General features: G+C 66.6%; 26 protein-coding genes. 8 read left to right on the top strand and 18 right to left on the bottom strand.

The window, feature by feature from the left end:
• Nucleotides 1–10: 10 nt before the first annotated feature.
• Together deoD and BYZ73_RS11205 are read right to left on the bottom strand one after the other, a co-directional pair.
• Nucleotides 11–715, bottom strand: coding sequence for a purine-nucleoside phosphorylase (gene deoD / locus BYZ73_RS11200; protein ID WP_112316012.1), 705 nt, complete (start codon nt 713–715; stop codon nt 11–13).
• 42 nt (nt 716–757) lie between these two features.
• Nucleotides 758–2,737, bottom strand: a complete 1,980-nt coding sequence (locus BYZ73_RS11205) for a protein meaA (RefSeq protein WP_112316013.1) — start codon at nt 2,735–2,737, stop codon at nt 758–760.
• A 227-nt stretch (nt 2,738–2,964) separates the two neighbouring features.
• On the opposite strand from BYZ73_RS11205, the gene BYZ73_RS11210 reads away from it, so the two are divergent.
• The 7 genes from BYZ73_RS11210 to BYZ73_RS11235 all read left to right on the top strand — a co-directional run bounded on the left by BYZ73_RS11210 (nt 2,965) and on the right by BYZ73_RS11235 (nt 8,933).
• A complete protein-coding gene (locus tag BYZ73_RS11210; protein WP_112316014.1) occupies nt 2,965–3,297 on the top strand; it encodes a hypothetical protein in 333 nt (110 codons plus the stop codon).
• 125 nt (nt 3,298–3,422) lie between these two features.
• Nucleotides 3,423–4,715 (top strand): crotonyl-CoA carboxylase/reductase, encoded by a 1,293-nt coding sequence (gene ccrA, locus BYZ73_RS11215; protein WP_108027234.1) that lies wholly within the window; start codon nt 3,423–3,425, stop codon nt 4,713–4,715.
• Between the two features lie 225 nt (nt 4,716–4,940).
• Nucleotides 4,941–5,201: a hypothetical protein gene (locus BYZ73_RS22750; protein ID WP_181498030.1), complete on the top strand. Its 261-nt coding sequence runs from the start codon at nt 4,941–4,943 to the stop codon at nt 5,199–5,201.
• A complete protein-coding gene (locus BYZ73_RS11220; RefSeq protein WP_108027320.1) occupies nt 5,146–5,859 on the top strand; it encodes a helix-turn-helix transcriptional regulator in 714 nt (237 codons plus the stop codon). The genes BYZ73_RS22750 and BYZ73_RS11220 overlap by 56 nt, the downstream gene beginning before the upstream one ends.
• A 127-nt stretch (nt 5,860–5,986) precedes the next feature.
• Nucleotides 5,987–6,628, top strand: coding sequence for an acyl-homoserine-lactone synthase (locus BYZ73_RS11225; protein ID WP_112316015.1), 642 nt, complete (start codon nt 5,987–5,989; stop codon nt 6,626–6,628).
• Nucleotides 6,629–6,669: 41 nt separating this feature from the next.
• Nucleotides 6,670–8,202 carry an ATP-dependent DNA helicase gene (locus BYZ73_RS11230; RefSeq protein ID WP_112316016.1) on the top strand — a complete coding sequence of 511 codons (1,533 nt, stop codon included), beginning with the start codon at nt 6,670–6,672 and terminating at the stop codon, nt 8,200–8,202.
• Nucleotides 8,199–8,933: an SDR family oxidoreductase gene (locus BYZ73_RS11235; RefSeq protein ID WP_112316017.1), complete on the top strand. Its 735-nt coding sequence runs from the start codon at nt 8,199–8,201 to the stop codon at nt 8,931–8,933. The genes BYZ73_RS11230 and BYZ73_RS11235 overlap by 4 nt, the downstream gene beginning before the upstream one ends.
• Here the strand turns inward: BYZ73_RS11235 and BYZ73_RS11240 are convergent, their stop codons facing one another.
• The 13 genes from BYZ73_RS11240 to trpS form a co-directional block, all read right to left on the bottom strand.
• Nucleotides 8,934–9,692: a TIGR02186 family protein gene (locus tag BYZ73_RS11240; RefSeq protein ID WP_112316018.1), complete on the bottom strand. Its 759-nt coding sequence runs from the start codon at nt 9,690–9,692 to the stop codon at nt 8,934–8,936. It lies immediately after the preceding gene.
• The gene (locus BYZ73_RS11245; RefSeq protein ID WP_112316019.1) at nt 9,692–10,603 is read right to left on the bottom strand and encodes a sulfite exporter TauE/SafE family protein; all 912 of its coding nucleotides are present in this window, start codon (nt 10,601–10,603) and stop codon (nt 9,692–9,694) included. Before BYZ73_RS11245 ends, BYZ73_RS11240 begins: the two co-directional genes overlap by 1 nt.
• Before the next feature lie 63 nt (nt 10,604–10,666).
• Nucleotides 10,667–11,632, bottom strand: a complete 966-nt coding sequence (locus tag BYZ73_RS11250; protein ID WP_112316020.1) for an ABC transporter permease — start codon at nt 11,630–11,632, stop codon at nt 10,667–10,669.
• The gene (locus BYZ73_RS11255) at nt 11,632–12,726 is read right to left on the bottom strand and encodes an ABC transporter permease (protein WP_112316021.1); all 1,095 of its coding nucleotides are present in this window, start codon (nt 12,724–12,726) and stop codon (nt 11,632–11,634) included. Before BYZ73_RS11255 ends, BYZ73_RS11250 begins: the two co-directional genes overlap by 1 nt.
• A 1-nt stretch (nt 12,727) precedes the next feature.
• Nucleotides 12,728–14,293: an ABC transporter ATP-binding protein gene (locus BYZ73_RS11260; RefSeq protein WP_112316022.1), complete on the bottom strand. Its 1,566-nt coding sequence runs from the start codon at nt 14,291–14,293 to the stop codon at nt 12,728–12,730.
• Between the two features lie 5 nt (nt 14,294–14,298).
• Nucleotides 14,299–15,288 carry a BMP family lipoprotein gene (locus tag BYZ73_RS11265; RefSeq protein WP_112316023.1) on the bottom strand — a complete coding sequence of 330 codons (990 nt, stop codon included), beginning with the start codon at nt 15,286–15,288 and terminating at the stop codon, nt 14,299–14,301.
• A gap of 111 nt (nt 15,289–15,399) precedes the next feature.
• The gene (locus BYZ73_RS11270; RefSeq protein ID WP_112316024.1) at nt 15,400–15,843 is read right to left on the bottom strand and encodes a GNAT family N-acetyltransferase; all 444 of its coding nucleotides are present in this window, start codon (nt 15,841–15,843) and stop codon (nt 15,400–15,402) included.
• Complete coding sequence (tsaB, locus tag BYZ73_RS11275; RefSeq protein WP_112316025.1) at nt 15,843–16,526, bottom strand: tRNA (adenosine(37)-N6)-threonylcarbamoyltransferase complex dimerization subunit type 1 TsaB; 684 nt, start codon at nt 16,524–16,526, stop codon at nt 15,843–15,845. The genes BYZ73_RS11270 and tsaB overlap by 1 nt, the downstream gene beginning before the upstream one ends.
• Nucleotides 16,526–17,092, bottom strand: coding sequence for a NifU family protein (locus tag BYZ73_RS11280; protein ID WP_108027222.1), 567 nt, complete (start codon nt 17,090–17,092; stop codon nt 16,526–16,528). Before BYZ73_RS11280 ends, tsaB begins: the two co-directional genes overlap by 1 nt.
• Nucleotides 17,093–17,204: 112 nt before the next feature.
• Nucleotides 17,205–17,660, bottom strand: a complete 456-nt coding sequence (locus BYZ73_RS11285; RefSeq protein WP_075786663.1) for a universal stress protein — start codon at nt 17,658–17,660, stop codon at nt 17,205–17,207.
• A 156-nt stretch (nt 17,661–17,816) separates the two neighbouring features.
• Entirely contained in the window at nt 17,817–18,680 is an 864-nt protein-coding gene (locus tag BYZ73_RS11290; RefSeq protein WP_112316026.1) for a branched-chain amino acid aminotransferase, read from the bottom strand.
• 273 nt (nt 18,681–18,953) lie between these two features.
• On the bottom strand, nt 18,954–19,475 hold the full coding sequence (locus tag BYZ73_RS11295; protein ID WP_112316027.1) for a VOC family protein: 522 nt from the start codon (nt 19,473–19,475) through the stop codon (nt 18,954–18,956).
• 92 nt (nt 19,476–19,567) lie between these two features.
• The gene (trpS, locus tag BYZ73_RS11300) at nt 19,568–20,590 is read right to left on the bottom strand and encodes a tryptophan--tRNA ligase (RefSeq protein ID WP_112316028.1); all 1,023 of its coding nucleotides are present in this window, start codon (nt 20,588–20,590) and stop codon (nt 19,568–19,570) included.
• 79 nt (nt 20,591–20,669) lie between these two features.
• On the opposite strand from trpS, the gene BYZ73_RS11305 reads away from it, so the two are divergent.
• Nucleotides 20,670–21,356 (top strand): rhomboid family intramembrane serine protease, encoded by a 687-nt coding sequence (locus BYZ73_RS11305; protein WP_112316029.1) that lies wholly within the window; start codon nt 20,670–20,672, stop codon nt 21,354–21,356.
• Here the strand turns inward: BYZ73_RS11305 and murJ are convergent.
• The 3 genes from murJ to BYZ73_RS11320 are packed head-to-tail and all read right to left on the bottom strand — an operon-like array spanning nt 21,347 to nt 26,863.
• Complete coding sequence (murJ, locus tag BYZ73_RS11310) at nt 21,347–22,891, bottom strand: murein biosynthesis integral membrane protein MurJ (protein ID WP_112316030.1); 1,545 nt, start codon at nt 22,889–22,891, stop codon at nt 21,347–21,349. The two genes, BYZ73_RS11305 and murJ, sit on opposite strands and share 10 nt — an antisense overlap.
• Nucleotides 22,891–25,707 carry a [protein-PII] uridylyltransferase gene (locus tag BYZ73_RS11315; protein WP_112316031.1) on the bottom strand — a complete coding sequence of 939 codons (2,817 nt, stop codon included), beginning with the start codon at nt 25,705–25,707 and terminating at the stop codon, nt 22,891–22,893. The genes murJ and BYZ73_RS11315 overlap by 1 nt, the downstream gene beginning before the upstream one ends.
• Entirely contained in the window at nt 25,667–26,863 is a 1,197-nt protein-coding gene (locus tag BYZ73_RS11320) for a penicillin-binding protein activator (protein ID WP_112316032.1), read from the bottom strand. The genes BYZ73_RS11315 and BYZ73_RS11320 overlap by 41 nt, the downstream gene beginning before the upstream one ends.
• Nucleotides 26,864–26,943: the final 80 nt, after the last annotated feature.

Here is a 26,943-nt window from a genome sequence, read left to right on the forward strand (position 1 = left end):
CGTCCCGGGGTCAGGAAAACGCGGCCTCCAGCGCGATCTCGACCATCTCGGCGAACCCTGTCTGGCGTTCCTCGGGCGAAAGCGCCGCCCCGGTCAGCAGATGGTCCGACACCGTCAACACCGCCAGCGCCCGCGCCCGGTGCCGGGCGGCCAGAATGTAAAGCTCGGCCGCTTCCATCTCGACTGCGAGAACGCCGTGCCGGGTCAACTCGGCGTTCAGGTCGGGACGTTCGTCATAGAAGACATCGGCCGAATAGATGCCGCCGACATGGGTCCGGGCGCCCTTGGCCTGCGCCGCCCGATGCGCCGCCGCCAGCAGCCCGAAATCGGCGCAAGGCGCGAAATTCAGCTCGCGGAAGGTGCCGCGCGAGGGCGTCGACAGCGTGGAACTCGTCATCGCCAGCACGATGTCGCGCAGCGCGACATGCTCCTGCATCGCGCCGGCCGATCCGATCCGGATCAGCGTCCTTGCGCCATGCTCGCGGATCAGCTCGTTGGCATAGATCGACAGCGAGGGCATGCCCATGCCGCTGCCATGGATCGTGACCCGGTGGCCGCGCCAGAACCCGGTAAAGCCCAGCATGCCGCGCACCCGGTTGATGCAGACCGGGTCGTCCAGAAATGTCTTGGCCGCCCATTCCGCGCGCAGCGGGTCGCCGGGCAGCAGGACGGTCTCGGCGATCTCGCCGGGCTTCGCGCCGATATGAAGGCTCATGGGGGTCTCCTCAACCGCTGAGAACCCCGTTATAGCCGCTGGCTATTCCGCCGCCACCCGTTCGGGCGAGATCAGGCCGACCACGTCGAACATGATCCGGTTCAGTTCGAAATCCTTGGGCGTATAGACCTTGGCCACGCCCATCGCCCGCAGCCGCCGGGCATCTTCGTCGGGGATGATGCCGCCCACCACGACCGGGATATGGGTCAGCTCGTGCTCCTTCATCAGCCGCATCAGGCTTTCCATCAGGGGCATGTGGCTGCCCGACAGGATCGAGAGTCCGACGATGTCGACCCCCTCGGCCTTGGCCGCAGCCACGATTTCCGATGGGGTAAGCCGAATCCCCTCATAGGAGATATCCATGCCGCAATCGCGGGCGCGGGCGGCGATCTGCTCGGCGCCGTTCGAATGGCCGTCGAGCCCGGGCTTGCCGACCAGAAACTTCGGTCGCCGCCCGAGCCGTCCGGCCAGCGCATCGACCTCGGCCCGAATCTCGTCCAGCCCCTCGGTCCGGTTCGAGGGGCTTTTCGACACGCCCGTCGGCCCCCGGTACTGGCCGAAGACCGCGCGCATCACATCGCCCCATTCGCCGGTCGTGGCCCCGGCCCTGGCCGCCGCGATCGAGGGCGGCATGATGTTCGCCCCCGTCGCCGCCGCCTCGCGCAGCGCGGCCAGAGCGGCTTCGACAGCCGCGTTGTCGCGGTTCTCGCGCCAGGCGGTCAGCCGGGCGATCTGGTCGGCCTCGACGCTGGGATCGACCACCATGATCGCGTCCTCGCCCGAGGTCAGCGGTGAGGGCTCCCCATCGACCCAGCGGTTCACGCCGACCACCACCGTGGCGCCGGTCTCGACCCGGCCGATGCGGTCGGAATTGCTTTCGACGAGCCGCGATTTCATGTGCTCGATCGCGGCCACCGCGCCGCCCATCGCGTCGATCTGTGCCAGTTCGGCCCGGGCGTTCCGCTTCAGCTCCTCCACTTTCGCGGTGACCGCCGGGTTGCCCTCGAACAGGTCCTCGTATTCCAGAAGGTCGGTCTCGTAGGCCAGGATCTGCTGCATCCGGATCGACCATTGCTGGTCGAAGGGGCGCGGCAGACCCAGCGCCTCGTTCCAGGCCGGAAGTTGCACGGCGCGGGCGCGGGCGGATTTCGACAGCGTCACCGCCAGCATCTCGATCAGGATGCGGTAGACGTTGTTCTCGGGCTGCTGCTCGGTCAGGCCGAGGCTGTTGACCTGCACCCCGTAGCGGAACCGCCGGTGCTTGGGGTCCTCGACGCCGTAGCGGTCCTGGCAGATCTCGTCCCAGAGCTCGACGAAGGCGCGCATCTTGCACATCTCGGTGACGAAGCGGATGCCCGCATTCACGAAGAACGAGATCCGCCCGACCATGCCCGGGAAGTCCTCGGGCGCCACCTTCCCGCGCAGATCGTCCAGCACCGCGGTCGCGGTCGCCAGCGCATAGGACAGCTCCTGTTCCGGCGTCGCCCCCGCTTCCTGCAGGTGATAGGAACAGACGTTCATCGGGTTCCATTTCGGCAGATGCTCGCGGGTATAGGCCGCGACATCGGTGATCATGCGAAGGCTGGGCTTCGGCGGGCAGATATAGGTGCCGCGGCTCAGATATTCCTTGATCAGGTCGTTCTGCACCGTGCCCTGAAGCTTCGAGACATCGGCGCCCTGTTCCTCGGCCACGGCAATATAAAGCGCCAGCAGCCAGGGCGCGGGCGCGTTGATGGTCATCGAGGTGTTCATCTGTTCCAGCGGGATCTGGTCGAACAGGGTCCGCATGTCGCCCAGATGGTCGATCGGCACGCCGACCTTGCCGACCTCGCCGCGCGCCAGTTCGTGATCGCTGTCATAGCCGGTCTGGGTCGGCAGGTCGAAGGCGACCGAAAGCCCGGTCTGCCCCTTGGCGAGGTTGGCGCGGTAAAGCGCATTCGAGGCCTCGGCGGTCGAATGGCCGGCATAGGTGCGGAACAGCCAGGGCCGATCGCGGACCGGGGTTTGAGTGTCGTTGGGCATACGGACCTCCCTTGGCTGGTGACTGAACTGCCTTGGCCGCAATAATGTTGCGACGCAAATGCAAATATGCGAAAGAATATGTCCCTGTCAATTCGCCGCAGCGCGGCATCGACGTCAATCGCGGCTTTTGCCCCGTTTTCTCCCTTCAATGGTCCAAAATCGCGGCGACGGTGTGGCACACGCTGCGATGGTATGCGGCGCGATCATGTATCCTTGTGGAGGCGCCAATGTCAGTTCGTACCCTTGTTTCCCCCTTCCTCGCCGTGGCCGTCGCCGCGTTTGTCGCGAGTCCCGCTGCGGCGCTCGACCGCAATGTCAGGATCGTCAACAACACCGGCTTTGCGCTGGTCGAATTCTATGGGTCGAACACGGGCGCCAGCACCTGGGAAGAAGACATCCTGGGCCCCGACATCCTCTATTCGGGCCAGTCGGTGATGGTCAATTTCCATGACGGGTCGGGCTATTGCCTGTTCGACTTCCGTGCCGTCTTCGAGGATGGCGACGAACTGGTCGAACCGCGCGTGAATGTCTGCGAGATCGGCACCTTCACCTATAACTAGAGCCCAGCCCTCTCGGACATAAAGTTTCAAGATGGGCGCGCATCGGGTTGCAATGTTTCACGGCTGACCGTATCTCCTCGGGAATAGCGCGACTCTGCGGCGCAGCATTTCTTGAGGAGGCACCCATGGCCCTTGATCAGAATCCCGGGATCGCGCCCTATGAGGCGCCCGAGAAGGAGCTTTACGAAATCGGCGAAATGCCCCCGCTGGGCTACGTTCCGCCGAAGATGTACGCTTGGGCGATCCGGCGCGACCGCCATGGCGAGCCCGACAAGTCGTTCCAGGTCGAGGTGGTCGATACGCCCGCCATCGACAGCCACGAAGTGCTGGTCCTGGTGATGGCGGCGGGCGTCAACTACAACGGCATCTGGGCGGGGCTTGGCATCCCGGTCTCGCCCTTCGACGGCCACAAGGCGCCCTATCACATCGCCGGCTCGGACGCGTCGGGCATCGTCTGGGCGGTCGGCTCGGCGGTGAAGACTTGGAAAGTGGGCGACGAGGTCGTGATCCACTGCAATCAGGACGACGGCGACGACGAGGAATGCAATGGCGGCGATCCGATGTTCTCGCCCAGCCAGCGGATCTGGGGCTACGAGACCCCGGACGGGTCGTTTGCCCAGTTCACCCGTGTGCAGGCGCAGCAATTGCTGGAACGGCCGCGGCACCTGACCTGGGAGGAGTCGGCCTGCTACACGCTGACCCTGGCCACCGCCTACCGGATGCTGTTCGGTCACCATCCGCATGAACTGAAACCCGGCCAGAACGTGCTGGTCTGGGGCGCCTCGGGGGGGCTCGGGTCCTTCGCGATCCAGCTGATCAACACCGCGGGCGCGAATGCGATCGGCGTGATCTCGGAGGAGTCCAAGCGCGACTTCGTCATGGATCTGGGCGCCAAGGGCGTGATCAACCGCAAGGATTTCAAGTGCTGGGGCCAGCTGCCCAAGGTCAACACGCCCGAATACAAGGAGTGGTTCGGCGAAGTCCGCAAGTTCGGCAAGGCGATCTGGGATATCACCGGCAAGGGCGTCAATGTCGACATGGTGTTCGAGCATCCCGGCGAGGCGACCTTCCCGGTCTCGACCTTCGTGGTCAAGCGCGGCGGCATGGTGGTGATCTGCGCGGGCACCAGCGGCTTCAACCTGACGATGGATGCCCGCTATGTCTGGATGCACCAGAAGCGCATCCAGGGCAGCCACTTCGCCCATCTCAAGCAGGCCGCCGCCGCAAACCGGCTGATGGTCCAGCGCCGGATCGATCCCTGCATGTCCGAGGTCTTCCCCTGGGACGAGATCCCGCAGGCGCATCTGAAGATGCTTCGCAACGAGCACAAGCCGGGCAACATGGCGGTTCTGGTGCAGGCGCCGCGCACCGGTCTGCGGACTTTCGCCGACGTTCTGGACGCTGGTCCCGTCGCTTGATTCGACCCTAAAGTTGTGGTTTATTTCAGGGCACACGCATAGCGTGTGCCCTTCGCGAATCTGTCCTCCAGATGCGAATCGCTTCTCCTCCGACCGGAAATCAAGAGCTTGCATTTGCGGCCCCTCCCCATTTCTGGGGAGGGAGAATTCGCGAATTTCGACGAATTTTGTCCTGTGCTAGACTAATTTTAACGTTTCATTAACCACTAAGACAGGACAACGACCATGAAGCACGAGTGGCTGATCGACATTCTCGGCGACCTCAAGAACTATGCGAGAAAGAATGGGTTGACCGCTCTGTCCGAGGAGCTCCTCACCTGCCAGGCTCTGGCAGCTGTCGAGATCTCGTCCCTCGAGGCAGGCCGTGCGCGGGCTCAGGTTGGGGAAAGAGCGTCGTCGGTGACGACGTGGGGCGATGCAGATTCATGTGATGCAAGGCGGCTTAGAATCGTTCCTCGACCGGTTGCAACGGGCAACGACGCTTGAGGACCTGTATCGTGCCACCGAAGACCTGCGCGACCGCTACGGCGTCTTCCACGTCGTCTATCACTGGGTGAACAGCGTCGGCGAACGCTACGGCGCCGGCACCTACTCGACCGAATGGGTCGACCGCTATCTCGACCGCGACTACCTGATGATCGATCCGGTGATCTTTGGCTGCTACAGCCGCTTCCATCCGGTCGACTGGAAAGAGCTCGACTGGTCCAGCAAGGCCTCGCGCGCTTTCTTCGAAGACGCCATCGCCCACGGACTTGGCAATCAGGGTGTGTCTATCCCGTTGCATGGACCCAAGGGGCAGTTCGCGCTCTTTACCGTGAACGACAGTTGTTCCGATGTATCCTGGGACATGTTCAAACAGCTCAATCTTCGCGACCTGATCCTGATCGCCCATGACTTCAACAAGAAGGCGCTGGAATTCGAGCAATCGGCCGATCAGGGGCCGCGGGCTGCGCTGTCGCCGCGCGAACTCAGCGCGATGACGCTTCTGGCCAAGGGCATGAGCCGGGCTCAGGCCGCGCAGGAGCTTTCGATCTCCGAACACACGCTGCGGGTCTATGTCGAGACCGCCCGCCACAAGCTCGGAGCCCTGAACACGACCCATGCGGTGGCCCGTGCCCTGAGTGCCGGTCTGATCGTCGTCTAGGCTTAACTATCTGTTAGGAAAAGAAATATTCCCCTGACGTGACGTTAGGGGGCGCTTGGTTAGCGCGCTGGTAACCAAGCTCTCCGTAGCCTGAGCCCATCAAGTGATCGGCAGAGGGCTACCAATCATGCTGCGTTACATCTACGGTGTCGACCTTCACAAGTTCCCGCTTCTGCGCGACACCATGTTCAGGGACCGCGCGCTTCAGTTCCATGACCGTCTCGGCTGGGCTGTCAGCGTCAACGACAAGGGCGAAGAGCGCGACCAGTATGACGCCCTGAACCCGCTTTACGTGATCTGGGAACAACCCGACGGACGGCATGGCGGCTCGATGCGGTTTCTTCCCACGACCGGGCGGACGATGGTGAACGAACACTTCCTGCATGTGACCGGCGGCGCGCGCATCGAAAGCCCGCTGATCTGGGAATGCACCCGGTTCTGTCTGGCACCCGATGCGGGACGCGAGGTTTCGGCCGGGCTGGTGCTTGGCGCGGGCGAGGTGATGGCCCAGTTCGCGGTCGACCACTTCGTCGCTGTCTTCGACCCGCGGATGGAACGGATCTACCGCCTGATGGGGGTCGAGCCGGATGTCATCGGCACCTCGGGCGAGGGCCGCGACCGCATCGGCGTGGGCCTGTGGGAAATGCAGGAGGCCGCCTGGCCCCGCACCCTGGCGCGCCTCGGCATCGGGCGCGAGACCTCGCTCGACTGGTTCCGCGCCTCGTTCTCGGCGCCGACCCCGGCGCAACGGGAACTCGCCGTCGCCTGAACGCGCTGGCACCGGACGGGCGCGGCCTGTAGGCTGCGCCCATGACCGTGCCCGCGCTGCGCTTTTCCGAGGACCAGGCCGAAGCCCATGATCGCGTGGCGGGAATGCTGCGCGGCTTTGGCGTCGATCTGGATGACGCGACTCTCTGCGCCCGCACCGAGGGCAAGACCGGCGTTCTGGCAGTCACCGGCAAGGCCGGATCGGGCAAGACGCTGCTTTTGGCGGAACTGGTGCGCGCCGCGGTCGAGGCGGGGGTCGAGATCGTCTCGGGCGACTACGAGGGCAAGCGCCGCAAGGACCGCCGGACGCTGGCGGTTCTGGCGCCGACCAACAAGGCCGCCAGCGTGCTGCGCCAGCGCGGCGTGCCCGCGACCACGATCCACCGCATCATCTACACACCCGTTTATGATCCCGAATACGAGAAGATCGCCGAATGGCTGACCGGCGAGGGCGACCGCCCCGAGATCGAGGAACTGACGGATGCGGCGCTCGACCGGGCGCAGGCCTTCTATGCCTCGGTGCCCTCGATCCCCGGGGCGCTGGCGGCGGCGGGGCTTAAGGGCAGCGATTTCATCAAAGGCTGGAAGCGGCGCGAAGACCCGCTGGATATTGGGTTCGTCGATGAGGCCTCGATGCTCGACGAACGCCAGTTCGACGATCTGCGCGAACTTTTCCCCGCGCTGGTTCTCTTTGGCGATCCCGCGCAGCTCGCCCCGGTCAACCAGTCGGGCAAGATGGTCTTCGACCGGCTGGCCGGGCCGCAGACGCTGGAGCTGCACCGCATCCACCGGCAGGAGGACGACAACCCGATCCTCGATCTTGCCCATGCGCTGGCCGACCCCGAGGTCGATTTCGAGCGGTTTGAACGGATGGTCGAAGACGCCGCCGCCCGCGACCCCCGGATCGAGCTGGCGCCCCGGGTCGATTCCGACCTGATGGCGCGCTCGCCGGTGCTGGTCTGGCGAAACGCCACCCGCATCCGGCTGATCAACGCCTTCCGCCAGGCCCATGGCGCGCCCGAGGACGCGCTGTTGCCGGGCGAGCCGCTGATCTGCGACGGGATCGAGCTGCCGCTGAAACACCGCAAGAAACGGATCGACCTCGAGGCGCGCGGGCTGATCAAGGGCGCGCAGGTGATCTATGTGGGGGCGGGGCGCAAGCCGGGCTTCTCGATCATGCATGTGATCGGCGCCGAGGACCCGCGCTTGTCGGTGGCTTCGATCGTCAAGATCGAACTGCCCGACGAAGAGGAACCCTTCATCCCCTATGCCGCCACCATGGGTGCGGCCTTCCTGCACGGGGCGGCGGTGACGATCCACAAGGCGCAGGGGTCGCAATGGCCTGCGGTGCAGGTCTTTGCCCCCGATCTTTACGCGGCCGCTCGGGCGGGCCGGGTCGAGGCGGGCCAGCCGCTCTGGAAGCGGCTGGCCTATGTCGCGATCACCCGCGCCGAGGAGCGCCTGCTTTGGGTCACGCGCTACCGGCTGGCGCGACCGACCCGCGCGCTGACGGCCGACGATCTGGTGGCCGCGCCCGCGCCCCTGACCCTGACCGCCGAGGAGGCGCGCCCATGACCGCAAGGACGATTATGATCACCGGCGCCAGCAGCGGCATCGGCCGCGCCACGGCCGAGCTGTTTCTGGCCAATGGCTGGCGGGTCGGGCTTCTGGCCCGCCGCGCCGATCTGCTGGACGAGATCGCGGCGGGGCACGAGGGTGCGCTGCCGCTGCCCGCCGACGTGACCGATGCCGGGGAGGTCGAGGCCGCCTTCGACGCCTTCATGGTCTGGGCCGGGCGGCTGGACGTTCTCTTCAACAACGCGGGCACCTTCGGCCCCTCGGGTTCGATCGACGAAATCGATCCGGCTGCCTGGGCGCAGGTGCTGGCGGTCAATGTCGGCGGCATGTTCCTGGCCGCGCGCGCGGCTTTCGCGCGGATGCGGGCGCAGGACCCACAGGGCGGGCGGATCGTCAATAACGGCTCGCTCTCGGCCCATGTCCCGCGCGAGGGCTCGGTCTGCTACACGACGACCAAGCATGCGGTGACCGGGCTGACCAAGACGCTCAGCCTCGACGGGCGGCCTTTCGGGATCGCCTGCGGGCAGATCGACATCGGCAATGCCCGCACCGCGCTGGTCGAGGACCTGACGGAACGCGCGCGGGCCGAGGGCCGGCCGGTGCAGCCCACCATGGATGTCGCCCATGCCGCGCGTGCGGTCCTGCACATGGCCGACCTGCCGCCCGAGGCCAATGTGCAGTTCATGACGGTGATGGCGACGACGATGCCCTATATCGGGCGCGGCTGATCAGCTTTTCATCATCCGGAACGCGGCCGAGGCCCCCCAACCCGCGGCGATGGCGATGCCGAGCGACAGTATCGCATAGGCCAGCGGATGCTGGTGGGCCAGCAGGTAAGTCCAGCGTTCAAGCCCGACCTTGTGCACGCCGATGGTGGTCTCGAAGGCGTCCACCACATCGCCGCCCCGGGTCAGGAAGATCCGGGTGGCATAGTCCCCCTCGGTCAGGTTCGAGGGCAGCGCGATCGAGGTGCGGAACAGGGTCTGTTCGTCCAGTTCGACCGCTCCGGGCAGCTCCTGATAAAGCCCCGTCTCGGACCGGATGCGGATCAGCGCGTCGATGAAGCTTTGCGCTTCGGCGGTCTCTTCGGTGGCGCCCACCGACCGGATCGCGCGCGGGATCGACACCTTGTGGCGCAGGTCCTCGGTCTGGGACAGGGCCTGATCCAACGGCGCGGTCGTGGCCACCGCATAGAAGCTGGGCGCCGCCGCGATCCGGACGGATTCGGTATTGACCCAGATCCCGACGCGGCGGTCCTTCTTGCGGACGGTGGCGGGCGTCGAGGGCCCGGCCACCGTTACCACCACCTCGAGTGGGGGACCTTCGGGGGCGGGGGCGTCGCGCTTGACGGCACCGAAGATCAGGATCTCGGAGCCCGCGAAATTGGTGGTGATCGACACCCGGGTCTGGCTGAGTCCTGCCACCACCTGCTCGGCCCGGGCGGGCAGGGCGGTCAGCAGCAGCACGACGATCAGACGCCAGACCATCAGCGCACCCTCTCGGCAATCGAATAAAGCTCGGCCGGTTCGATCAGCAGATCGAGCGCGAGCTTGCCGCAGACCGCCAGCACCAGGATCGCGAGCCAGATGCGCAACTGTTCGGCCTTCATCTTCAGCCCGATGCCGGTGCCGATCTGGGCCCCGACCACGCCCCCGATCAGCAACAGAAGCGCCAGCCCCAGATCGACGGTGTGGTTGGTCGTGGCATGCAGGATCGTCGTGAAACCGCTGACGAAGATGATCTGGAACAGCGAGGTGCCGATCACCACCTTGGTCGGCATGCCCAAGAGGTAGATCATCGCAGGCACCATGATGAAGCCGCCGCCGACGCCCATGATCGCCGACAGCACGCCCACGAAGGCACCCACGATCAGCGGCGGGATCGCCGAGAGATACAGCCCCGAGGTGCGGAACTTCATCTTGAAGGGCAGGGCGTCGAACCAGGTCCGCTGCTTGCGCTTGCGCACGACGCCCTTGCGCGTGCGGTTGATGGCGGCAAGGCTCTCGACGAACATCAGGGCGCCGATCACGCCCAGGAAGACCACGTAGCAGAGCTTGACCAGCAGATCGACCTGGCCGATGCCGCGCATCAGGTTGAAGATCCAGACCCCCAGCACCGCGCCGCACATGCCGCCCGCCAGCAGCACCGTTCCCATGCGCAGATCGACCGTCTTGCGCCGGAAATGCGCCAGCACGCCCGAGATCGACGAGGCGACGATCTGCGCCGCCTGGGTCGCCACCGCGACTGCCGGGGGGATGCCGATGAAGAACAGCAGGGGCGTCAGCAGGAACCCTCCGCCGACGCCGAACATCCCCGACAGGATGCCGACGATCCCGCCCAGTCCCAGCAGGACGAAGGCGTTCACGGAAACCTCGGCGATGGGTAGGTAGATCTGCATGACCGGTCCCTAAAGCGCCTCTCCCGGTCCTGGCAAGGATGCGCGGCCCGGCGGGGTCAGATTTTACCGCTCTTTCACATAGGGCTCGCCGCCTGCGCGGGGAGGGATTGCGCGTCCGACGAAGCCCGCGAGGATTACCACGGTCAGGATATAGGGCAGCGCATCCATCACCTGGACCGGCAGGCCGACCCCGCCAAGCTCGATGTTCTGATAGCGCAGCGCAATGGCCTGCAGCAGCCCGAACAGAAGCGTCGCGCCCAGAGCCTGCCACGGCCGCCATTTCGCAAAGATCAGAGCTGCCAGCGCGATATAACCCCGCCCGGCGGTCATGTCCCTGGAAAAGCCCGCCTGCAGCGCGGTCGCCAGATAGGCCCCCGCCAGCCCGCAAAGAAGCCCACAGATCGCCACCGCCGCATAGCGCGTGGCCTGGACCGAGACGCCCGCGGTATCGACCGCCTCGGGGTTTTCGCCGACCGCGCGCAGCCGCAGTCCGAAGCGCGTCCGGTACAGCACCCACCAGCTGGCCGGAACCAGCAGGGCGGCGACATAGACCAGCAGCGTGTGACCCGAGATCAGCTCGGCATAGACGGGGCCCAGCACCGGCACCGGGCGCAGCGTCTCGGCGAAGGGCAGGGCGATGGCCTCGAATCGCGCGCCGCCCAGCAGCGAGGGCGTGCGCCCGCCCTGATGAAACCAGTCCTGCGCCAGCACCACCGTCAGCCCGGCTGCCAGAAAGTTGATGGCGACGCCCGAAATCAGCTGGTTGCCCCGGAAGGTGATGGCCGACAGCCCGTGCAGCCCGGCCAGGGCCATCGACCCGCCGATCCCGGCCATCAGCCCCAGCCAGACCGAGCCCGTCACCGCCGCCGTCGCGGCCGAGCAGAAGGCCGCGGCCAGCATCTTGCCCTCGAGCCCGATATCGTAGATGCCCGAGCGTTCCGAAAAGAGCCCCGCGAGGCAGGCCAGCAACAGCGGCGTGGCCAGCCGGACGGTGGAATCGAGCACTTGCAGCAGCGTCGGAAAATCCATCACGCGCGCCCTTTCCGGAGCGAAAGGAACAGCCGTTCCAGCGGCATCCGCACCATGTTGTCGAGCGCGCCGGTAAACAGGATCACCAGTGCCTGGATCACCACGATCAGCTCGCGCGGGATGTCGGTCCAAAGCGCCAGCTCGGCCCCGCCCTGATAGAGAAAGCCGAAAAGGATGGCGGCGAGAAAGACGCCCGCGGGATGGTTTCGTCCCATCAGCGCGACGGCGATGCCGATGAAGCCCGCCCCCTCGACCGAGTTCAGCACCAGCCGTTCGGCCTCGCCCATCACGGTGTTGACGGCCATCAGCCCGGCCAGCGCGCCCGAGATCAGCATCGCCCACATCACCGTGCGCACGGGCCTGATGCCGGCATAGATCGCGGCCGGTTCGGAATGGCCGAGCGCGCGGATTTCATAGCCAAGGCGGCTCCGCCAGATCAGCATCCAGACCGCGGCGCAGGCCACCAGCGCCAGCAGAAAGCTGATATTGGCGGGCGCGGCCTTCGAGAAGGCGATGCCAAGCGGAGCCAGCAGGTCATGCAGCGTGGGCAGATGGGTGCCCTCGCCGAACCGCGCGGTCGACGGGTCCATCGAGCCCACCGGGCGCAGCACGTTGACCAGCAGATAGTTCAGAAGCGAGGCCGCGATGAAATTGAACATGATCGTGGTGATGACGATATGGCTGCCGCGCCGGGCCTGCAGCCAGGCCGGAATGGCCGCCCAAGCCGCGCCGAACAGCGCCGCGCCAAGGGCCGCCGCCGGCAAGGCCAGCGCCCAATGCGGCCAGGGCAGCGCAAGGCAAACGAGCGCCACGCCCAGCCCGCCCAGCGTTGCCTGCCCTTCGCCGCCGATATTGAACAGCCGCGCATGGAAGGCGACCGAGACCGCAAGCCCGGTGAAGATGAAATTGGTCGCGTAGTAAAGCGTGTAGCCCCAGGCATAGGTCGAGCCGAGCGCGCCGGTGACCATCATCCTGACGGCCGCGACCGGGTCCTCGCCGATGCCGAGGATCACCAGCGCCGACAGCAGCGCGGCCAGAGACAGGCTGATCAGCGGAATGAGGACCAGATCGGCCCATTTCGGCATCGCGCTCATCTCAGGCGGCCTTTCCCTTCATTCCGGCCATCATCAGGCCCAGTTCGGTCTCGTCGGTTTCCGAGGTCAGCCGCTCGCCCATGATCCGCCCGCCGCACATGACCGCGATCCGGTCCGAAAGGCCCAGGATCTCGTCCAGCTCGACGCTGACCAGCAGAACCGCCTTGCCCGCATCGCGCAACTCGAGGATGCGGCGGTGGATGAACTCGATGGCGCCGATATCGACGCCGCGGGTCGGCTGACCGACCAGCAACAGGTCGGGATTGCGTTCGATTTCGCGCGCCAGAACCAGCTTTTGCTGGTTCCCGCCGGAAAAGCTTTGCGCTGCCAGATCGGGATTGGGCGGCCGCACGTCGAACCGCGCCATCTGGTCCTCGGCATGGCTGCGGATGCGGGCATTGTCCATCAGACCCGGCGCGCTCTGCAGAGCGGGGTCGGTGTGATAGCCGAAGACTGAATCCTCCCAGGCATGGAACGGCATGATCAGCCCCTCGCGCTGGCGGTCCTCGGGCACATGGGCGATGCCCACCGCGCGGCGCGAGCGCCCGTCGCAGCCCGGCCCCGACAGATCAAGCTCTTTGCCGTCGATCCGGACATGCCCGGTCGCGGGCCGCATGCCGCCCAGCACCTCCAGAAGATGCGACTGGCCGTTTCCGGCCACCCCGGCAAGGCCGAGGATTTCGCCCGCCCGGACGCTGAGCGACACGTCGGACAGCCGGGCGATGCCCTGCGCATCGGTGACGCAGAGCTTTTCGATCTCCAGCACCGTGCGGCCCGGCCGAGCCGGAGACTTGTCTATTCGCAACAAGACCTTTCGCCCGACCATCAGCTCGGCCAGCTCGGCGGGGTTCGTGCTGGCGGTCCGCAAGGTGGCAGTCATCTCCCCACGCCGCATGACGGAAACCGTATCGGTTGCGGCCATGATCTCGCGCAGCTTGTGGGTGATGAGGATGATCGTCTTGCCCTGCGACTTGAGGTTTTCCAATATCCGGAAAAGGTGATCGGCCTCGGCGGGTGTCAGCACCCCGGTCGGTTCGTCGAGGATCAGGATATCCGCCTGCCGATACAGCGCCTTCAGGATCTCGACCCGCTGGCGCATGCCGACGCCCAGATCCTCGATCCGCGCGTCGGGATCAACCTCAAGCTCGTAATCGGCGGCCAGCTGGCGGAGTGTGCCGCGCGCCTTGGCCAGCGAGGGTTTCAGAAGCGCCCCGTCCTCGGTCCCCAGGATCACGTTTTCCAGCACGGTGAAGGGCTCGACCAGCTTGAAATGCTGGAACACCATGCCGATGCCCGCGCGGATCGCGTCCTGACTGTCGCCGATCTGGACCGGACGCCCGCCGATCAGGATCTCGCCGGCATCTGCCTTGTAGAAGCCGTAAAGGATCGACATCAGCGTCGACTTGCCCGCGCCGTTCTCGCCGACGATGCCATGGATCGTGCCCCGCTGCACCACAAGCGAGATGTCGCGGTTCGCCCGGACCGGCCCGAACGCCTTGGAAATGCCCCGCAATTCGATGGCCGGGGCCGAGGATGTGTCGGCCCCGGCGTCCGCTGCCCCTGCCATGCGGGCTACTTCACCGGGCAGGTGTTGTCAGACATGTAGTCATGCACCGCGATTTCGCCCGAGATGATCCTGGCCTTGGCGGCCTCGACCGCGTCGATCATTTCGGGCGTGACCAGGTCCTTGTTGTTGTCGTCCATCGCATAGCCGACGCCGTCTTCGGCCAGCCCAAGCCGGAACATGCCGGTTTCCAGCGCATCGCCCGCCTTGAAGGCGCTGTAGACGGCGACATCGACGCCCTTGACCATCGAGGTCAGAACCTGCCCCGGATGCAGGTGGTTCTGATTGCTGTCGACCCCGATCGACAGGATCCCCTCATCGGCGGCGGCCTGCAACACGCCAAGCCCGGTGGTGCCCGCTGCGGCAAAGATCACGTCGGCTCCCTGGCCGATCTGGGCGCGAGCCAGTTCGCTGCCCTTGACCGGATCGGCCCAGGCTTCGGCCGTGGTGCCGGTCATGTTCTGCAGAACCGTCGTCTCGGGGTCGACCGCCTTCGCGCCCTGGGCATAACCGCAGGCGAATTTCCGGATCAGCGGGATGTCCATGCCGCCGACGAATCCCACGGTGTTCGATTTTGACGCCATGGCGGCCATCATTCCGACCAGATAGCTGCCCTCATGTTCGGCAAAGACAATCGAGCGCACGTTTGGCGCATCGACCAGATCGTCGATGATCTCGAATTTCGTGTCGGGATAATCGGCCGCGACCTCTTCCAGAACCGACTTGAAGGCAAAGCCGGTCATCGCGATCGGGTTCAGCCCGGCCTCGGCAAAGCGGCGCAGCGCCTGTTCGCGCTGGGCTTCGGATTGCAGCTCGATCTCGCGATAGGTGCCGCCGGTCTCCGCCTTCCAGCGTTCGGCGCCATTGAAGGCCGCCTCGTTGAAGGATTTGTCGTACTTGCCGCCCAGATCGTAGATCAGGGCCGGGTCGGCCAGCGCGGTGCCTCCGGTCAGCGCCAGAGCGGCCGCGGCGCCCAGAACCTTCTGCGTGTTCGTCATCCAGATTTCTCCCGGTTGGTTGGCCGGCCTCGGGGGCGATCCTGCGCGCCCGGGGAGGCCGTTTGCCCGCCCCGATTAAGGCCGCCCGCCAGGGCGGGCGTCAACCGGATTTTAGGAATTCGCGGGCAGCGCCTTGCGCATCACCAAAGCATCGATGCGGCGGCCGTCGGGCGTGCCGTAATAGCGCGGCCGCCGCCCGGCCAGCACAAACCCCGCGCCCGTGTAAAGCGCGCAGGCCGCCGCATTGTCGACCGCCACCTCAAGAAAGGCTTCCTGCGCGCCGCGGGCCCGCGCCTCGGCCTCGAATCCGTCCAGCCTGGCGCGGCCGAGGCCGGTCCGGCGGCATTCGGGGGCGACCGCAATGGTCAGAAGCTCGGCCTCGCCAGCGGCCACGCGGCCCATCGAGAAGCCCTGCGCATCGCCGCAAAGAAAGGTCCCAGGTGTTGCCAGCAGGTCGTCGAATTCCGCGGCACTCCAGGGGCGGGGCGTCGTGAAGCACCGCGCATGCAGATCGGCAAGGGCGCCGGAACTCAGGCCCCGGCTTGCATCGGGCATCACGGCAGGATCACCGGCGGCGGATCGGCGGGCGGCGCGGCATCGGCGGGACGGACATAAAGCGGCGCCGGACGCATCGGCATCGCACCGGTCGCGAGGATTTCGGCGGCCGCACGGGCGATCCGGGGCGCAATCTCGGTGGGCGCGGCCTCGGTCCAGCCGATGCCGAGTGCGGTGCCGATCTGGCGGGCGGCAAAGCCCGTGACATGACGGGCGCCCGCGGCGTCCAGCAGCGCCGCCTCGTCGGGGGTGTCGGGCGCGATCATCCGGGCGGGGCCCGGCACGCCGCGCGATCGCGGCTGGACATAGGCCAATCCGCGCGGCGCCTCGAGGCTCAGCAGATCGGGGGCCGGGTCGGGCTGGGTGCGCCGCAGCACTTCGAACATCGAGACGCCCACGGCCGGCACGCCTGATGCCAGCGCCAGCCCCCGCGCCGCGGCGACCGATATGCGGATGCCGGTGAAATTGCCCGGGCCGACACCGACGCCGAGTCCGCCCAGATCGGACCAGCCCAGCCCGGCCTCGGCCAGCATCTCGCACAGAAGCGGCATCAGCGCCTCGGCTTGGCCGCGCGCCATGTCCCGGTGCCGCGACAAGCAGACCACCCCGTCCCGCAGCAGGGCCGCGGTACAATAGGGGCCGGACGTGTCGAAGGCGAGGATCGGTGCGAGGGCGCGGCCCATCACATCGCGTCGGCGACCGGACGGACCTCGGTAACCTCGGGGATGTAGTGCCGCAGCAGGTTCTCGATGCCCATCTTGAGGGTCAGCGTCGAGGACGGGCAGCCCGCGCAGGCACCCTGCATGTGCAGATAGACAACGCCCCGGTCGAAGCCGTGGAAGGTGATGTCGCCGCCGTCCTGAGCCACGGCCGGACGCACGCGCGTATCGAGCAACTGCTTGATCTGCCGCACGATATCGCCATCCGGCCCGTCATGGTCGGCGTGCCCCGCCTCGGCGTTCTCGCCGGTCATGACCGGCTGGCCGGACTGGAAATGCTCCATGATCGCGCCGAGGATCGCGGGCTTGATATGATCCCAGTCGACCGTTTCGGCCTTGGTCACGGTCACGAAATCGGTGCCGAAGAAGACCCCGCGCACGCCCTCGACACTGAAGATCCTTGTCGCAAGCGGCGAGGCTCCGGAGGTCTCGGCCGAGGGAAAGTCCGCCGTTCCCGCCTCCAGCACCGCCTGCCCGGGCAGGAACTTCAGCGTGGCGGGGTTCGGAGTGGATTCGGTCTGGATAAACATGTGCCTATTCCTTAGCTTTGCGCTCGGATATGCGCCCGACAGGCTGATTTGTCAACTTTTGTGCAACTGCGGGCCGCTTTGCGCGGTCTCTGGAGCGCCTCGGAGGGCGTGCCTAGCACACCGCTTCCAGCCGTTCCTTCGACAGCCCGCCGGGCACGATCGTCACCGGGATCGGCAGGCTTCCCGCCCCGCGGGTCAGCTGGGTGACAAGCGGCCCCGGCCCCTTGCTGTCAGTGCCCGCGCCCAGAACCAGCACGCCGATCTCGGAATCCTCCCGGATCTGCGCCAGGATCTCGGGCACCGCCTCGCCCTCGCGGATCACCAGTTCGGGGTCGATCCCCTGCCGGTCGCGCATCCATTTGGCGAAGACCTCGAAATGCGCCTCGATCCGTTCGCGGGCTTCTTCGCGCATCAGATCGCCGACGCCGATCCAGTGGTTGAACTCCTCGGGCGCGATCACCGACAGGATCTGAACCCCGCCGCCCGTCTTCGCGGCCCGGAGCGCGGCAAAGCGCATCGCGTTCAGACATTCGCGGCTGTCGTCCAGCACCACCAGAAACTTGCGCATCGGGGCCTCCTCCGGGAACCGCGCCTCAGCATGACCGACCGGCCGCGCGCTGGCAACTCCCCCCTCCTGCCGCAGGCCCGTCCGCGGGAGACGGGCCTGACCTGCTGATTTCTTCTTGGCCTAAATACCCATTATTCCCCGTCGCCGGGGCCGGGATCAGGCGGCCGAATGGGCCCAGTCCCAATACAGCTCGCGCACCTTCGCGGTCAGCGGCCCGGGCTGGTATTGGACATCGTCGAAGGCCTTGACCGGCGTCACCTTCATCATGTTGCCCGACAGGAACACCTCGTCGGCCTGGCGTACATCGTCAAAGCTCAGCACGGTTTCATGAACCTTGTAGCCCGCCGCCGTCAGGTTCGAGATATGCCGTTTGCGGGTCAGCCCGGCCAGGAAGGTGCCGTTGGCGATGGGGGTGAAGAACTCGCCATCCTTGACGATGAAGACATTCGCGGTCGCGGTCTCGGCGACATTGCCCAGGGCATCCGCGACCAGCGCATTGCCGAAGCCTTTGGCGCGTGCCTCGGCCAGCATCCGCGCGTTGTTGGGATAGAGACAGCCCGCCTTGGCATTGACCACGGCGCAGTCCAGCGTCGGGCGGCGGAAGCGCGTCGTCGTCATTGTCGTGGCGCTGCCCGGCGCGGCCATCGGGATTTCCTCAAGGCAGATCGCAAAGCCGGTGGCGCCGGGCTTCGGCGCGACGCCCAGCGAGTCGCCCTCAAGCGCCCAGTACATCGGCCGGATATAGACGGCGGCATCGGCCGGGTAGGTCTTCAGCCCTTCCCAAACGATCTCGGCCATCTCGTCGCCGGCGATAGTGGGGGTGATCATCAGCGCCTCGGCCGAGCGGTTGATCCGGTCGCAATGGGCCTGAAGATCGGGGGCGATGCCCTCGAAATAGCGCGCGCCGTCGAAGACCGTGGTGCCCAGCCAGGACCCGTGATCGGCGGCGCACATCACCGGAATGTCGCCCCGGTGCCAGGTCCCGTTGTAATATGTGCGAATATTCGTGCCTGTGGCCATGGCGTACCTCTTCGGAAATTCGTCGCGCACCCTAGACCCGGGCCGCGGGAGCGTCCAGACCGCAGAACATCGCCACCATCCAAGCGGACGCCCCGGCAGAAAAGACGCGCCCCCGGCGGGGCGGCCGGGGGCGGATCGGGTCTCGCAGTCCGCGGGCACTGGCGCAACGGGCGGATGCGCCGGACTTGGGGATGACGAGGCGGCCCCCGGATAAACGGTACCGTAGCGGAACCCGACCGCCCAACCCTGTGCGGCGAGCGATTCCGTTTTGTGTCAGGCCGGAGTCCGTTTTGTGAATTCGCCGCCGGGGACCGGGTCGGCCTCGTCCAGCAGCGCCTGCAGGTCCAGCCGGTCATTGACCATCCGCAGGTTGCCCGCAGCGTCCCGCGGCCAGTCGGCCTCGGGCTTGTCGCGGTAAAGCTCGACTCCGTTGCCGTCCGGATCGGTCAGGTAGATGGCCTCGCTGACACCGTGATCGGCCGCGCCGTCGATCGGGATACCTGCTGCCAGCACGCGCGCCAGCGCGGTGCCGAGGCTCTTGCGGTCGGGATAGAGGATCGCGGTGTGATAAAGTCCGGTATGGCCCGGGGGCGGCGGCGTCGCGCCAAGGCTGTCCCAGGTGTTCAGGCCGATATGGTGGTGATAGCCGCCGGCCGAGAGAAACGCGGCGCCGGAGCCGTAGCGCTGTTGCAGCTCGAAACCCAGCACGCCGGAATAGAAGGCCATGGCACGGTCCAGATCGGCCACCTTCAGATGGATATGGCCGATGCGGGTTTCAGGCGGAATGGGGGGCATGGGGTGTCTCCTTTCGGGTCGAAAGGTAGCATCCCGCATGGTGCGCACGTACCGCATGGAAACTCACGCGGTATGTGCGATTTTGCAATGCCTCAGGCGCCGACCATGCCGACGATCTGATAGGCGCGCCGCACGATGGGTTCGGCGATGGCGTTGGCCTGCTCGGCGCCATGGGCGAGGATGCGGTCGATTTCGGCCGGGTCCTGCATCAGGCGGCTCATCTCGGAAGAGATCGGCGACAGCCGCTCGACCGCCAGATCGGCAAGCGCGGGCTTGAAGGTGCCGAATTGCTGACCGGCATACTCGGCCACCACCTCGTCCGCGGTCTTGCCGGAAAGAGCGGCATAGATGTTGACGAGGTTGCGGGCCTCGGGCCGACCCTCCAGCCCCTCGAGGGTCTCGGGCAGGGGCTCGGGGTCGGTCTTGGCCTTCTTGATCTTCTTGGCGATGGCATCGGCGTCGTCGGTCAGGTTGATCCGGCTCATGTCGGACGGGTCCGATTTCGACATCTTCTTGGTGCCGTCGCGCAGGGACATGACCCGGGTCGCGGCCCCCTCGATCACCGGCTCCGGCACCGGGAAGAAATCGGTGCCATAGTCATTGTTGAACTTGATCGCGATGTCGCGGGTCAGTTCCACATGCTGCTTCTGGTCCTCGCCGACCGGCACATGGGTGGCATGATAGACGAGGATGTCGGCCGCCATCAGCGCGGGATAAGCGAACAGCCCCAGCGACACGTTTTCGGAATTCTTGCCGGCCTTGTCCTTGAACTGGGTCATGCGCTGCATCCAGCCCAGCCGGGCGACGCAGTTGAAGATCCAGCCCAGCTGGGCGTGGCCCGGCACCGCCGACTGGTTGAACAGGATCGACTTGGTCGGGTCGATGCCGCTGGCGATGAAGCCCGCGGTCAGCTCGCGCGTGGCGCGGTTCAGCTTTTCGGGATCTTGCCAGACGGTGATCGCATGCATGTCGACGATGCAATAGATCGTGGGCATGTCGCCCCGGTCCTGAGTCTCGCCAAAGCGCTTGAGCGCGCCCAGGTAGTTGCCCAGCGTCAGCCCGCCCGAGGGCTGGATGCCGGAAAAGACTCGCGGTGTGTGGACCACCTCGGCCATCGGTTCATCTCCGTCTGGAATTTCACGCCCCGCTCGCTTACCGATGCAGGGGAACAGCGTCAACCGAGGCCCGTGTCGCATGCAGTCCGATCCCAACGCTCCGCCGATCAACCCGTTGCCCGCCGTGGTCTGGCTTTTGACCCTGCCGGTGATCGCGATGGAGGCGGTGCTGAGCCTCGGCGAGCGCGGGCTTGCGGGCGGGCCGGGCGCGGTCGGCTGGCGGATGGAGGCGATCCGCGATTACGGCTTCTCGGGGCAGGTCTTCGACTGGATGCTGAAGACCGGCCAGTTTCCGGCCGACCAGTTGATGCGCTTTGTGACCTATCCCTTCATCCATGGCAGCGTGACCCATGCGGTCTTCGTCGTGGTCTTCATTCTCGCGCTGGGCAAGATGGTGGGCGAGGTGTTCCGCGCCTGGGCCGTGCTTTTCGTCTTTTTCGGCGCGGCCATCGTCGGGGCGGCGGTCTATGGGCTTCTGATCGACAGCCCGGTGCCGCTGATCGGCGGCTATCCTGCGGTCTACGGGCTGATCGGCGCCTTCACCTTCCTGATGTGGGTGCGGCTGGCGGGGACAGGGGCCACGCAATACCGGGCCTTCACGCTGATCGGGGTGCTGCTGGGCATCCAGCTTCTCTTCAGCCTGCTTTTCGGCGGGTCGATGGACTGGGTTGCCGATCTGGCCGGGTTCTGCACCGGGTTCGTGCTGTCTTTCCTGGTCAGCCCCGGCGGCTGGGCCCGGGTGCGGGCGAAGATCCGTCACCGCTGACGGCGCATCGCCCGGCGGAATTCGGACAGGCGGAACGCGCCCAAAGCGTGGCCCAGCCCGAAATACGAAACGATCCCCAGCGCCACCAGACCGGCCAGCGCCGGATAGCGCAGCCCGCCCTCGGCCAGCCAGGGCTGGGCGGCGCGGGCCGCGCCCCAAAGCAGCGCCCCCATCAGCCCCGAGGCCAGCATGATCCGCCCGGCCCGGCGCCTGAGCCGCGCGTCGATTTCGGCCGCCGCACCATAGCGGCGCGATCCGTACCAAAGCAGCGCGACCATCGCCCAGCCGGCCAGCGTGGTGCCCCAGGCCGCCGCGATATAGCCGAAGACCGGGGCCAGCCCAATCGCGACGCCCGCATTCACCGCCAGAGCGCCAAGCGCGTAATAGAACGGCCGCCGCGTATCCTCCCGCGCGAAGAAGAGCGGTTGCAGCACCTTCTGGATCACGAAGGCCGGGAGCCCCGCGCCATAGACCGCGACCGCCAGCGCGGTGGCCGCGACATCCGCCTGATCGAAGGCGCCGCGCCTGAACAGCACGCCCACGATGGGGCCGGGGATCGTGGCCAGCGCGACGGCGGCGGGCACGGTCAAGGCCAGCGCGAATTCGCCCGCGCGGTTGAAGGCGTCGCGCCCGCCCGCCGTGTCGCCCGCGCCCAGACGGCGCGAGAGATCGGGCAAGAGCACGACACCGATGGCAATGCCGACCACGCCCAGCGGCAACTGGTACAGCCGGTCGGCATAGGATAGCCACGCCACCGCGCCCTCGAAGAAGCTGGCGACCTGCCGTCCGATCAGCAGGTTGACCTGCACCACGCCCCCCGCCAGCGCCGCCGGGGCCGCGATGATGGCCAGCCGCCGCAACTCGGGCGTCAGGCGGGGGCGGCGGAGGGTCAGCCGGAACCCGGCCTTCGCAGCGGCGGTCCAGACCAGCGCCATCTGCGCGATCCCGGCCAGCGGCACCGTCCAGACCAGCGCGTCGCCCACCGGCCAGCCCATCGTGGCCGCCAGCAGCATGGCGCCGACCAGCAGGACGTTCAGCAGGACGGGGGCCGCGGCCGCAGCGACAAAGCGGCCGGTCGCGTTCAGCACGCCCGACAGAAGAGCCGCCAGCGAAATGAAGAGGATATAGGGAAAGGCGATGCGGCCATAGACCACCGCGATGTCGAACCGCTCATCGGCCGCGAAGCCCCCCGCCATGGCCAGCACAAGCACGGGCATCGCCAGTTGCGCCAGCAGCGTAAAGCCGATCAGCACCGTCGCCAGCCCGGTGAAGGCGTCGCGCGCGAAGTCGAGCGCGCCCTCGTCCCGTTCCAGCTTCTTCGAGAAGAGCGGCACGAAGGCCATGTTGAACGCGCCCTCGGCGAAGAAGCGGCGGAACATGTTGGGCAGCGAGAAGGCCACCAGAAAGGCCTCGGCCACCGGTCCGGTGCCCAGATAGGCCGCGATCAGGATATCGCGGGCAAAACCGAGGATGCGGCTGGCCAGGGTCCAGACGCCGACGGTCAGAAAGCCCGACACCAGCCGGATCGGCTGCATCAGTTATAGGCCCTCTCGGTGCCCTTCTCGATGGCCTCGCGCAGCTTGCGTTCCAGCGACTCCTGCCGGGATTTCGAATAGAGCTTCAGCCCGAAACTGTCCTTCACATAGAAACTGTCGACCACCTGCGCGCCATAGGTCGCGATCATCGCCGAGGCGATGTAGATGTTGGAGGTCGCGAAGATCCGGGTCAGGTCGTACAGCAGCCCCGGCCGGTCGCGGGTATCGACCTCGATGATTGTGTAGATCTCGGACCCGTCATTGTCGAAGGTGATCGAGGTCGGGAACTTGAATCCGCGCTCGCGCTTCTTGACCTTGTCGCGGTCGGCAAGCTTTTCGCGCGGGCGCACCTCGCCCATCAGGGTCTTTTCGATCATCTGGCTGAGCCGGGACAGCCGCGAGGAGTCGTAGGGCGACCCGTCCGCGTCCTGGACCCAGAAGGCGGCTGTGGCGTAGCCGTCCTTGGTGGTATAGGTGCGCGCGTCGACGACATTGGCGCCGACCAGCGCCAGCGCCCCCGCCAGCCGCGAAAAGATCCCCGGATGGTCCGACAGCGCAAAGCAGACGCGGGTGGCGTCGCGGTCGGCATCCTCGGCCAGGTCGATCCGGATCTCGTCATTGCTGATGCCGCGCAGGAGGTTGGCCATCACCACATGGGTACCGCTCGGCAGGCCCTGCCAGTAGGGCCCGTAATGGCGCCCGGTCTCCTGCCGAAGCTCCTTGGCATCCCAGCCCGCCAGCGCCTCGCGCAGCGCGCGTTTCGATTCAGCCTCGCGGCGTTCGCGGTTGATGTCCTCCAGCCCGCCTTCCAGCGCGGTCACGGTCTCACGGTAAAGGCTGCGGATCAGCTGGGCCTTCCAGTTGTTCCAGGTGCCCGGGCCCACCCCGATGATATCGCAGACCGTCAGCACCGTCAGCAGATCGAGCCGCTTGCGGGTCTTCACCGCCTTGGCGAAGTCGCGCACCGTCCGAGGATCGGACAGGTCGCGCTTTTGCGCCATGTCCGACATCAGCAGGTGATAGCGCACCAGCCATTCGACGGTCTCGCATTCCTCGGCCTTCAGCCCCAGCCGCGGCGCCACCTTGCGCGCGATTTGCGCCCCCAGTACCGAATGATCCTCGGGCCGGCCCTTGCCGATATCGTGCAGCAGCAGCGCGACATACAGGATGCGCCGGTTCACGCCGTCCTTCAGGATGCGGCTGGCGATGGGCAGTTCCTCGACCAGTTCGCCGCGCTCGATCTGGGCCAGCGTCGAGATGCACTGGATGGTATGCTCGTCCACCGTGTAGCTGTGATAGACGTTGAATTGCATCATCGCCACGATGGGCTCGAATTCCGGGATCAGCGCCGACAGCACGCCCAGCTCGTTCATTCGCCGCAGCGAGCGTTCGGGGTTGCCGTGTTTCAGCAGCAGATCGAGGAAGATCCGCTGGGCCTCGGGGTCGCTGCGCACCTCGTCGTCGATCAGCCGCAGATTGGCCTGGATCAGCCGCATCGCGTCGGGGTGCAGCAGCGTGCCGGTCCGCAGCGCCTCTTCGAAGATCTTCAGAAGGTTCAGCTTATCGGCCAGAAACGCCTTGGGGTCCGAGACGTTCATGCGGTTCTGCACGATCTCGTAGCCCTTCGGCACCTTGCGGCGCCGCCGGAACAGCCCGATCAGCGCGGGCTCTTTCTTGACATGGGCCGCCTCGAGCTTGGTCAGGAAGATCCGGGTCAGGTCGCCAACCGTGGTGGCGTGGCGGAAATAGTCCTGCATGAAATGTTCGACCGCGCGGCGCCCGCCATGGTCGGCATAGCCCATCCGCGCCGCCACCTCGACCTGCATGTCGAAGGTCAGCTGGTCGATCGCCCGGTCGGCGATCAGGTGCAGATGGCAGCGGACGGCCCAGAGAAACCGCTCGGCCTCGACGAAGCCGTTGAACTCGTCGCTGGTGAAGAAGCCAAGCTTGACCAGTTGCGAGGCGCGGTCGACGCGATAGACGTATTTCGCGATCCAGTAGAGCGATTGCAGATCGCGCAGCCCGCCCTTGCCCTCTTTCACGTTGGGTTCCAGCACGTAGCGCTGACCGCCCTGCTTGCGCAGCCGTTCGGACCGTTCGGCCAGCTTGGCCTCGATGAATTCGGCGGCGGTGCCCTTGAAGAGATCGTCCCAGAGCGCGGTGTTCAGGGCCTTGTCCAGCGGCTCGTGGCCGCCGAGAAAGCGGTTTTCCAGCAAGGCCGTGCGGATCGTGTAATCCTCGCGGCCCAGCCGGACGCAATCCTTCACCGTGCGCGAGGCATGGCCGACCTTCAGTCGCAGGTCCCACAGCATGTAGAGCATGGATTCGATCACGCTCTCGGCCCAGGCGGTCAGCTTGTAGGGGGTCAGGAACAGCAGGTCGACATCGGAATGGGGCGCCATCTCGCCCCGGCCGTAGCCGCCGACCGAGAAGACGGCGAGGCGCTCGCCCTCGGTCGGGTTGGGGCGCGGGTGCAGGACCTCGCAAGAGACTTTCATCGTCGCGCGCAGCAGACAGTCGGTCAGCCAGGTATAGGCGCGCACGGTCGGGCCCGCGTCGAAGGGCCGTTCGGCGAAGCCCGCGGCGATGACCTCGCGGCCTTTCTGCCGGGCCTCGGCCAGATACTGCACCACGGCACCGCGCAGCGCCTTGGGGTCGACCCCCTCGGCGGTCAGGCGGGTCAGTTCGGCCTCGAAGGAGGCCATGTCGAAAATGTCGGACGCCGGACAGATCAGGCTGTCCGGCGCCGGGTCTGCGCGGCGGGATCTGGACGGGCTAGAAGCCTGCGCCGCCGAAACTTCTTGGAGCGGGGTCAATCACGGTCACCTGGTTGTCGCGGATCTCGGCCACGGCCAAGGCCCGCTCGTTCGTGCCGTCGGAGCGCAGGCGGAACACGCCGTTCACACCGACAAAGCCCGAAGGCTGTGTCAGCCCTGAGACCGTCAGCGCATCGCTGCGGCCCTGGCTGGCAAGGGCGCCGATCGCGGCGATGCCGTCATAGGCAAGGCCGGCGGCGGGATGGGCAGGCTCGCCATAGGCGGCCATGTAGCGCCGTTCGAACCGGTCCGAAACGCCCGGATCGGGCAGGGCGAACCAGCCGCCCTGAAGGCCCGGCAGCGCGAGCGTCGAGGGCGGAATATCCCAGCGCGTCAGCCCGATGAACTTGACCTCGGCGGGATCGACGCGGTTCTCCGGCAGGAGCTGCGCCAGAAGGGGCAGCGCGCCCGCGGTGCTGGCAGTGAAGAAGATCGCCGAGGCGCCCGAGTCGCGGGCCTTGCGGGCCAGACCGGGCACGGCCTGCACGACGCCGTTCTGCGACAGCTCGTAGCTGCCGGTTGCCGCGACCGTGCCGCCGCTTCGCGCAACGGCCGAGGCGATGGCCGCCCGCCCGGCCTCGCCCGCCACGTCAGGGTCGTGCACGATCATGACCTGGCTTCGGCCCTGGGCCATGGCATAGCGGGCCAGCCGGTCGGCGGTATTCTCGAAGGTGGGTCCCAGCACGAAGACGTTGCCACCGGCGATCTGGGTATTGTTGGAAAAGCTCAGCACGTTGATCCCGCGCCGGGCGACGGCCAGGCCTGCGGCATTGGCCGACTGGGCATAAAGCGGACCGAGGATGATCTTGGCCCCGTCCGAGGCGGCCTCGGCCGCGACCTTCGCGGCGATTTCGGGATTGCCCGCGGTATTGTAGACGCGAAGGTCGATCTGTACGCCCTTGAGGTCGGAAATCGCAAGCCGCGCCGCATTCTCAAGGCTGCGCGCGACCACCTCATCGCCCGATGTGCCCGACCCGTGGGGCACCAGAAGCGCCACAGGAACCGGTTTCGAGGCATTGATCGAGGGGCCGCCTCCCAGTCCTGACGGCTGGCAGGCCGCGACCAGAGCAAGGGTGGCCAAGCCCAGGATCGGCGCCAGGACCGGTTCCAGGACGGGAGCCAACCGCTTGCGGCAGGCGCGAAAAACGGCGATCATGACCCTCTCCTTCACTGGGGCGGTCTCGACGGCGACCCTATGCGGATCGGCGGGGCAAGTAAACGTCAGACAGGTAAAAG

Source organism: Rhodovulum viride, assembly GCF_003265965.1.
In the GTDB taxonomy this organism is placed as follows: domain Bacteria; phylum Pseudomonadota; class Alphaproteobacteria; order Rhodobacterales; family Rhodobacteraceae; genus Rhodovulum; species Rhodovulum kholense.

Coding starts and splice junctions, on each gene's coding strand:
- deoD (WP_112316012.1), bottom strand. CDS start 715: ATGAGCCTTCATATCGGCGCGAAGCCCGGCGAGATCGCCGAGACCGTC.
- BYZ73_RS11205 (WP_112316013.1), bottom strand. CDS start 2,737: ATGCCCAACGACACTCAAACCCCGGTCCGCGATCGGCCCTGGCTGTTC.
- BYZ73_RS11210 (WP_112316014.1), top strand. CDS start 2,965: ATGTCAGTTCGTACCCTTGTTTCCCCCTTCCTCGCCGTGGCCGTCGCC.
- ccrA (WP_108027234.1), top strand. CDS start 3,423: ATGGCCCTTGATCAGAATCCCGGGATCGCGCCCTATGAGGCGCCCGAG.
- BYZ73_RS22750 (WP_181498030.1), top strand. CDS start 4,941: ATGAAGCACGAGTGGCTGATCGACATTCTCGGCGACCTCAAGAACTAT.
- BYZ73_RS11220 (WP_108027320.1), top strand. CDS start 5,146: ATGCAAGGCGGCTTAGAATCGTTCCTCGACCGGTTGCAACGGGCAACG.
- BYZ73_RS11225 (WP_112316015.1), top strand. CDS start 5,987: ATGCTGCGTTACATCTACGGTGTCGACCTTCACAAGTTCCCGCTTCTG.
- BYZ73_RS11230 (WP_112316016.1), top strand. CDS start 6,670: ATGACCGTGCCCGCGCTGCGCTTTTCCGAGGACCAGGCCGAAGCCCAT.
- BYZ73_RS11235 (WP_112316017.1), top strand. CDS start 8,199: ATGACCGCAAGGACGATTATGATCACCGGCGCCAGCAGCGGCATCGGC.
- BYZ73_RS11240 (WP_112316018.1), bottom strand. CDS start 9,692: ATGGTCTGGCGTCTGATCGTCGTGCTGCTGCTGACCGCCCTGCCCGCC.
- BYZ73_RS11245 (WP_112316019.1), bottom strand. CDS start 10,603: ATGCAGATCTACCTACCCATCGCCGAGGTTTCCGTGAACGCCTTCGTC.
- BYZ73_RS11250 (WP_112316020.1), bottom strand. CDS start 11,632: ATGGATTTTCCGACGCTGCTGCAAGTGCTCGATTCCACCGTCCGGCTG.
- BYZ73_RS11255 (WP_112316021.1), bottom strand. CDS start 12,726: ATGAGCGCGATGCCGAAATGGGCCGATCTGGTCCTCATTCCGCTGATC.
- BYZ73_RS11260 (WP_112316022.1), bottom strand. CDS start 14,293: ATGGCAGGGGCAGCGGACGCCGGGGCCGACACATCCTCGGCCCCGGCC.
- BYZ73_RS11265 (WP_112316023.1), bottom strand. CDS start 15,288: ATGACGAACACGCAGAAGGTTCTGGGCGCCGCGGCCGCTCTGGCGCTG.
- BYZ73_RS11270 (WP_112316024.1), bottom strand. CDS start 15,843: ATGCCCGATGCAAGCCGGGGCCTGAGTTCCGGCGCCCTTGCCGATCTG.
- tsaB (WP_112316025.1), bottom strand. CDS start 16,526: ATGGGCCGCGCCCTCGCACCGATCCTCGCCTTCGACACGTCCGGCCCC.
- BYZ73_RS11280 (WP_108027222.1), bottom strand. CDS start 17,092: ATGTTTATCCAGACCGAATCCACTCCGAACCCCGCCACGCTGAAGTTC.
- BYZ73_RS11285 (WP_075786663.1), bottom strand. CDS start 17,660: ATGCGCAAGTTTCTGGTGGTGCTGGACGACAGCCGCGAATGTCTGAAC.
- BYZ73_RS11290 (WP_112316026.1), bottom strand. CDS start 18,680: ATGGCCACAGGCACGAATATTCGCACATATTACAACGGGACCTGGCAC.
- BYZ73_RS11295 (WP_112316027.1), bottom strand. CDS start 19,475: ATGCCCCCCATTCCGCCTGAAACCCGCATCGGCCATATCCATCTGAAG.
- trpS (WP_112316028.1), bottom strand. CDS start 20,590: ATGGCCGAGGTGGTCCACACACCGCGAGTCTTTTCCGGCATCCAGCCC.
- BYZ73_RS11305 (WP_112316029.1), top strand. CDS start 20,670: ATGCAGTCCGATCCCAACGCTCCGCCGATCAACCCGTTGCCCGCCGTG.
- murJ (WP_112316030.1), bottom strand. CDS start 22,891: ATGCAGCCGATCCGGCTGGTGTCGGGCTTTCTGACCGTCGGCGTCTGG.
- BYZ73_RS11320 (WP_112316032.1), bottom strand. CDS start 26,863: ATGATCGCCGTTTTTCGCGCCTGCCGCAAGCGGTTGGCTCCCGTCCTG.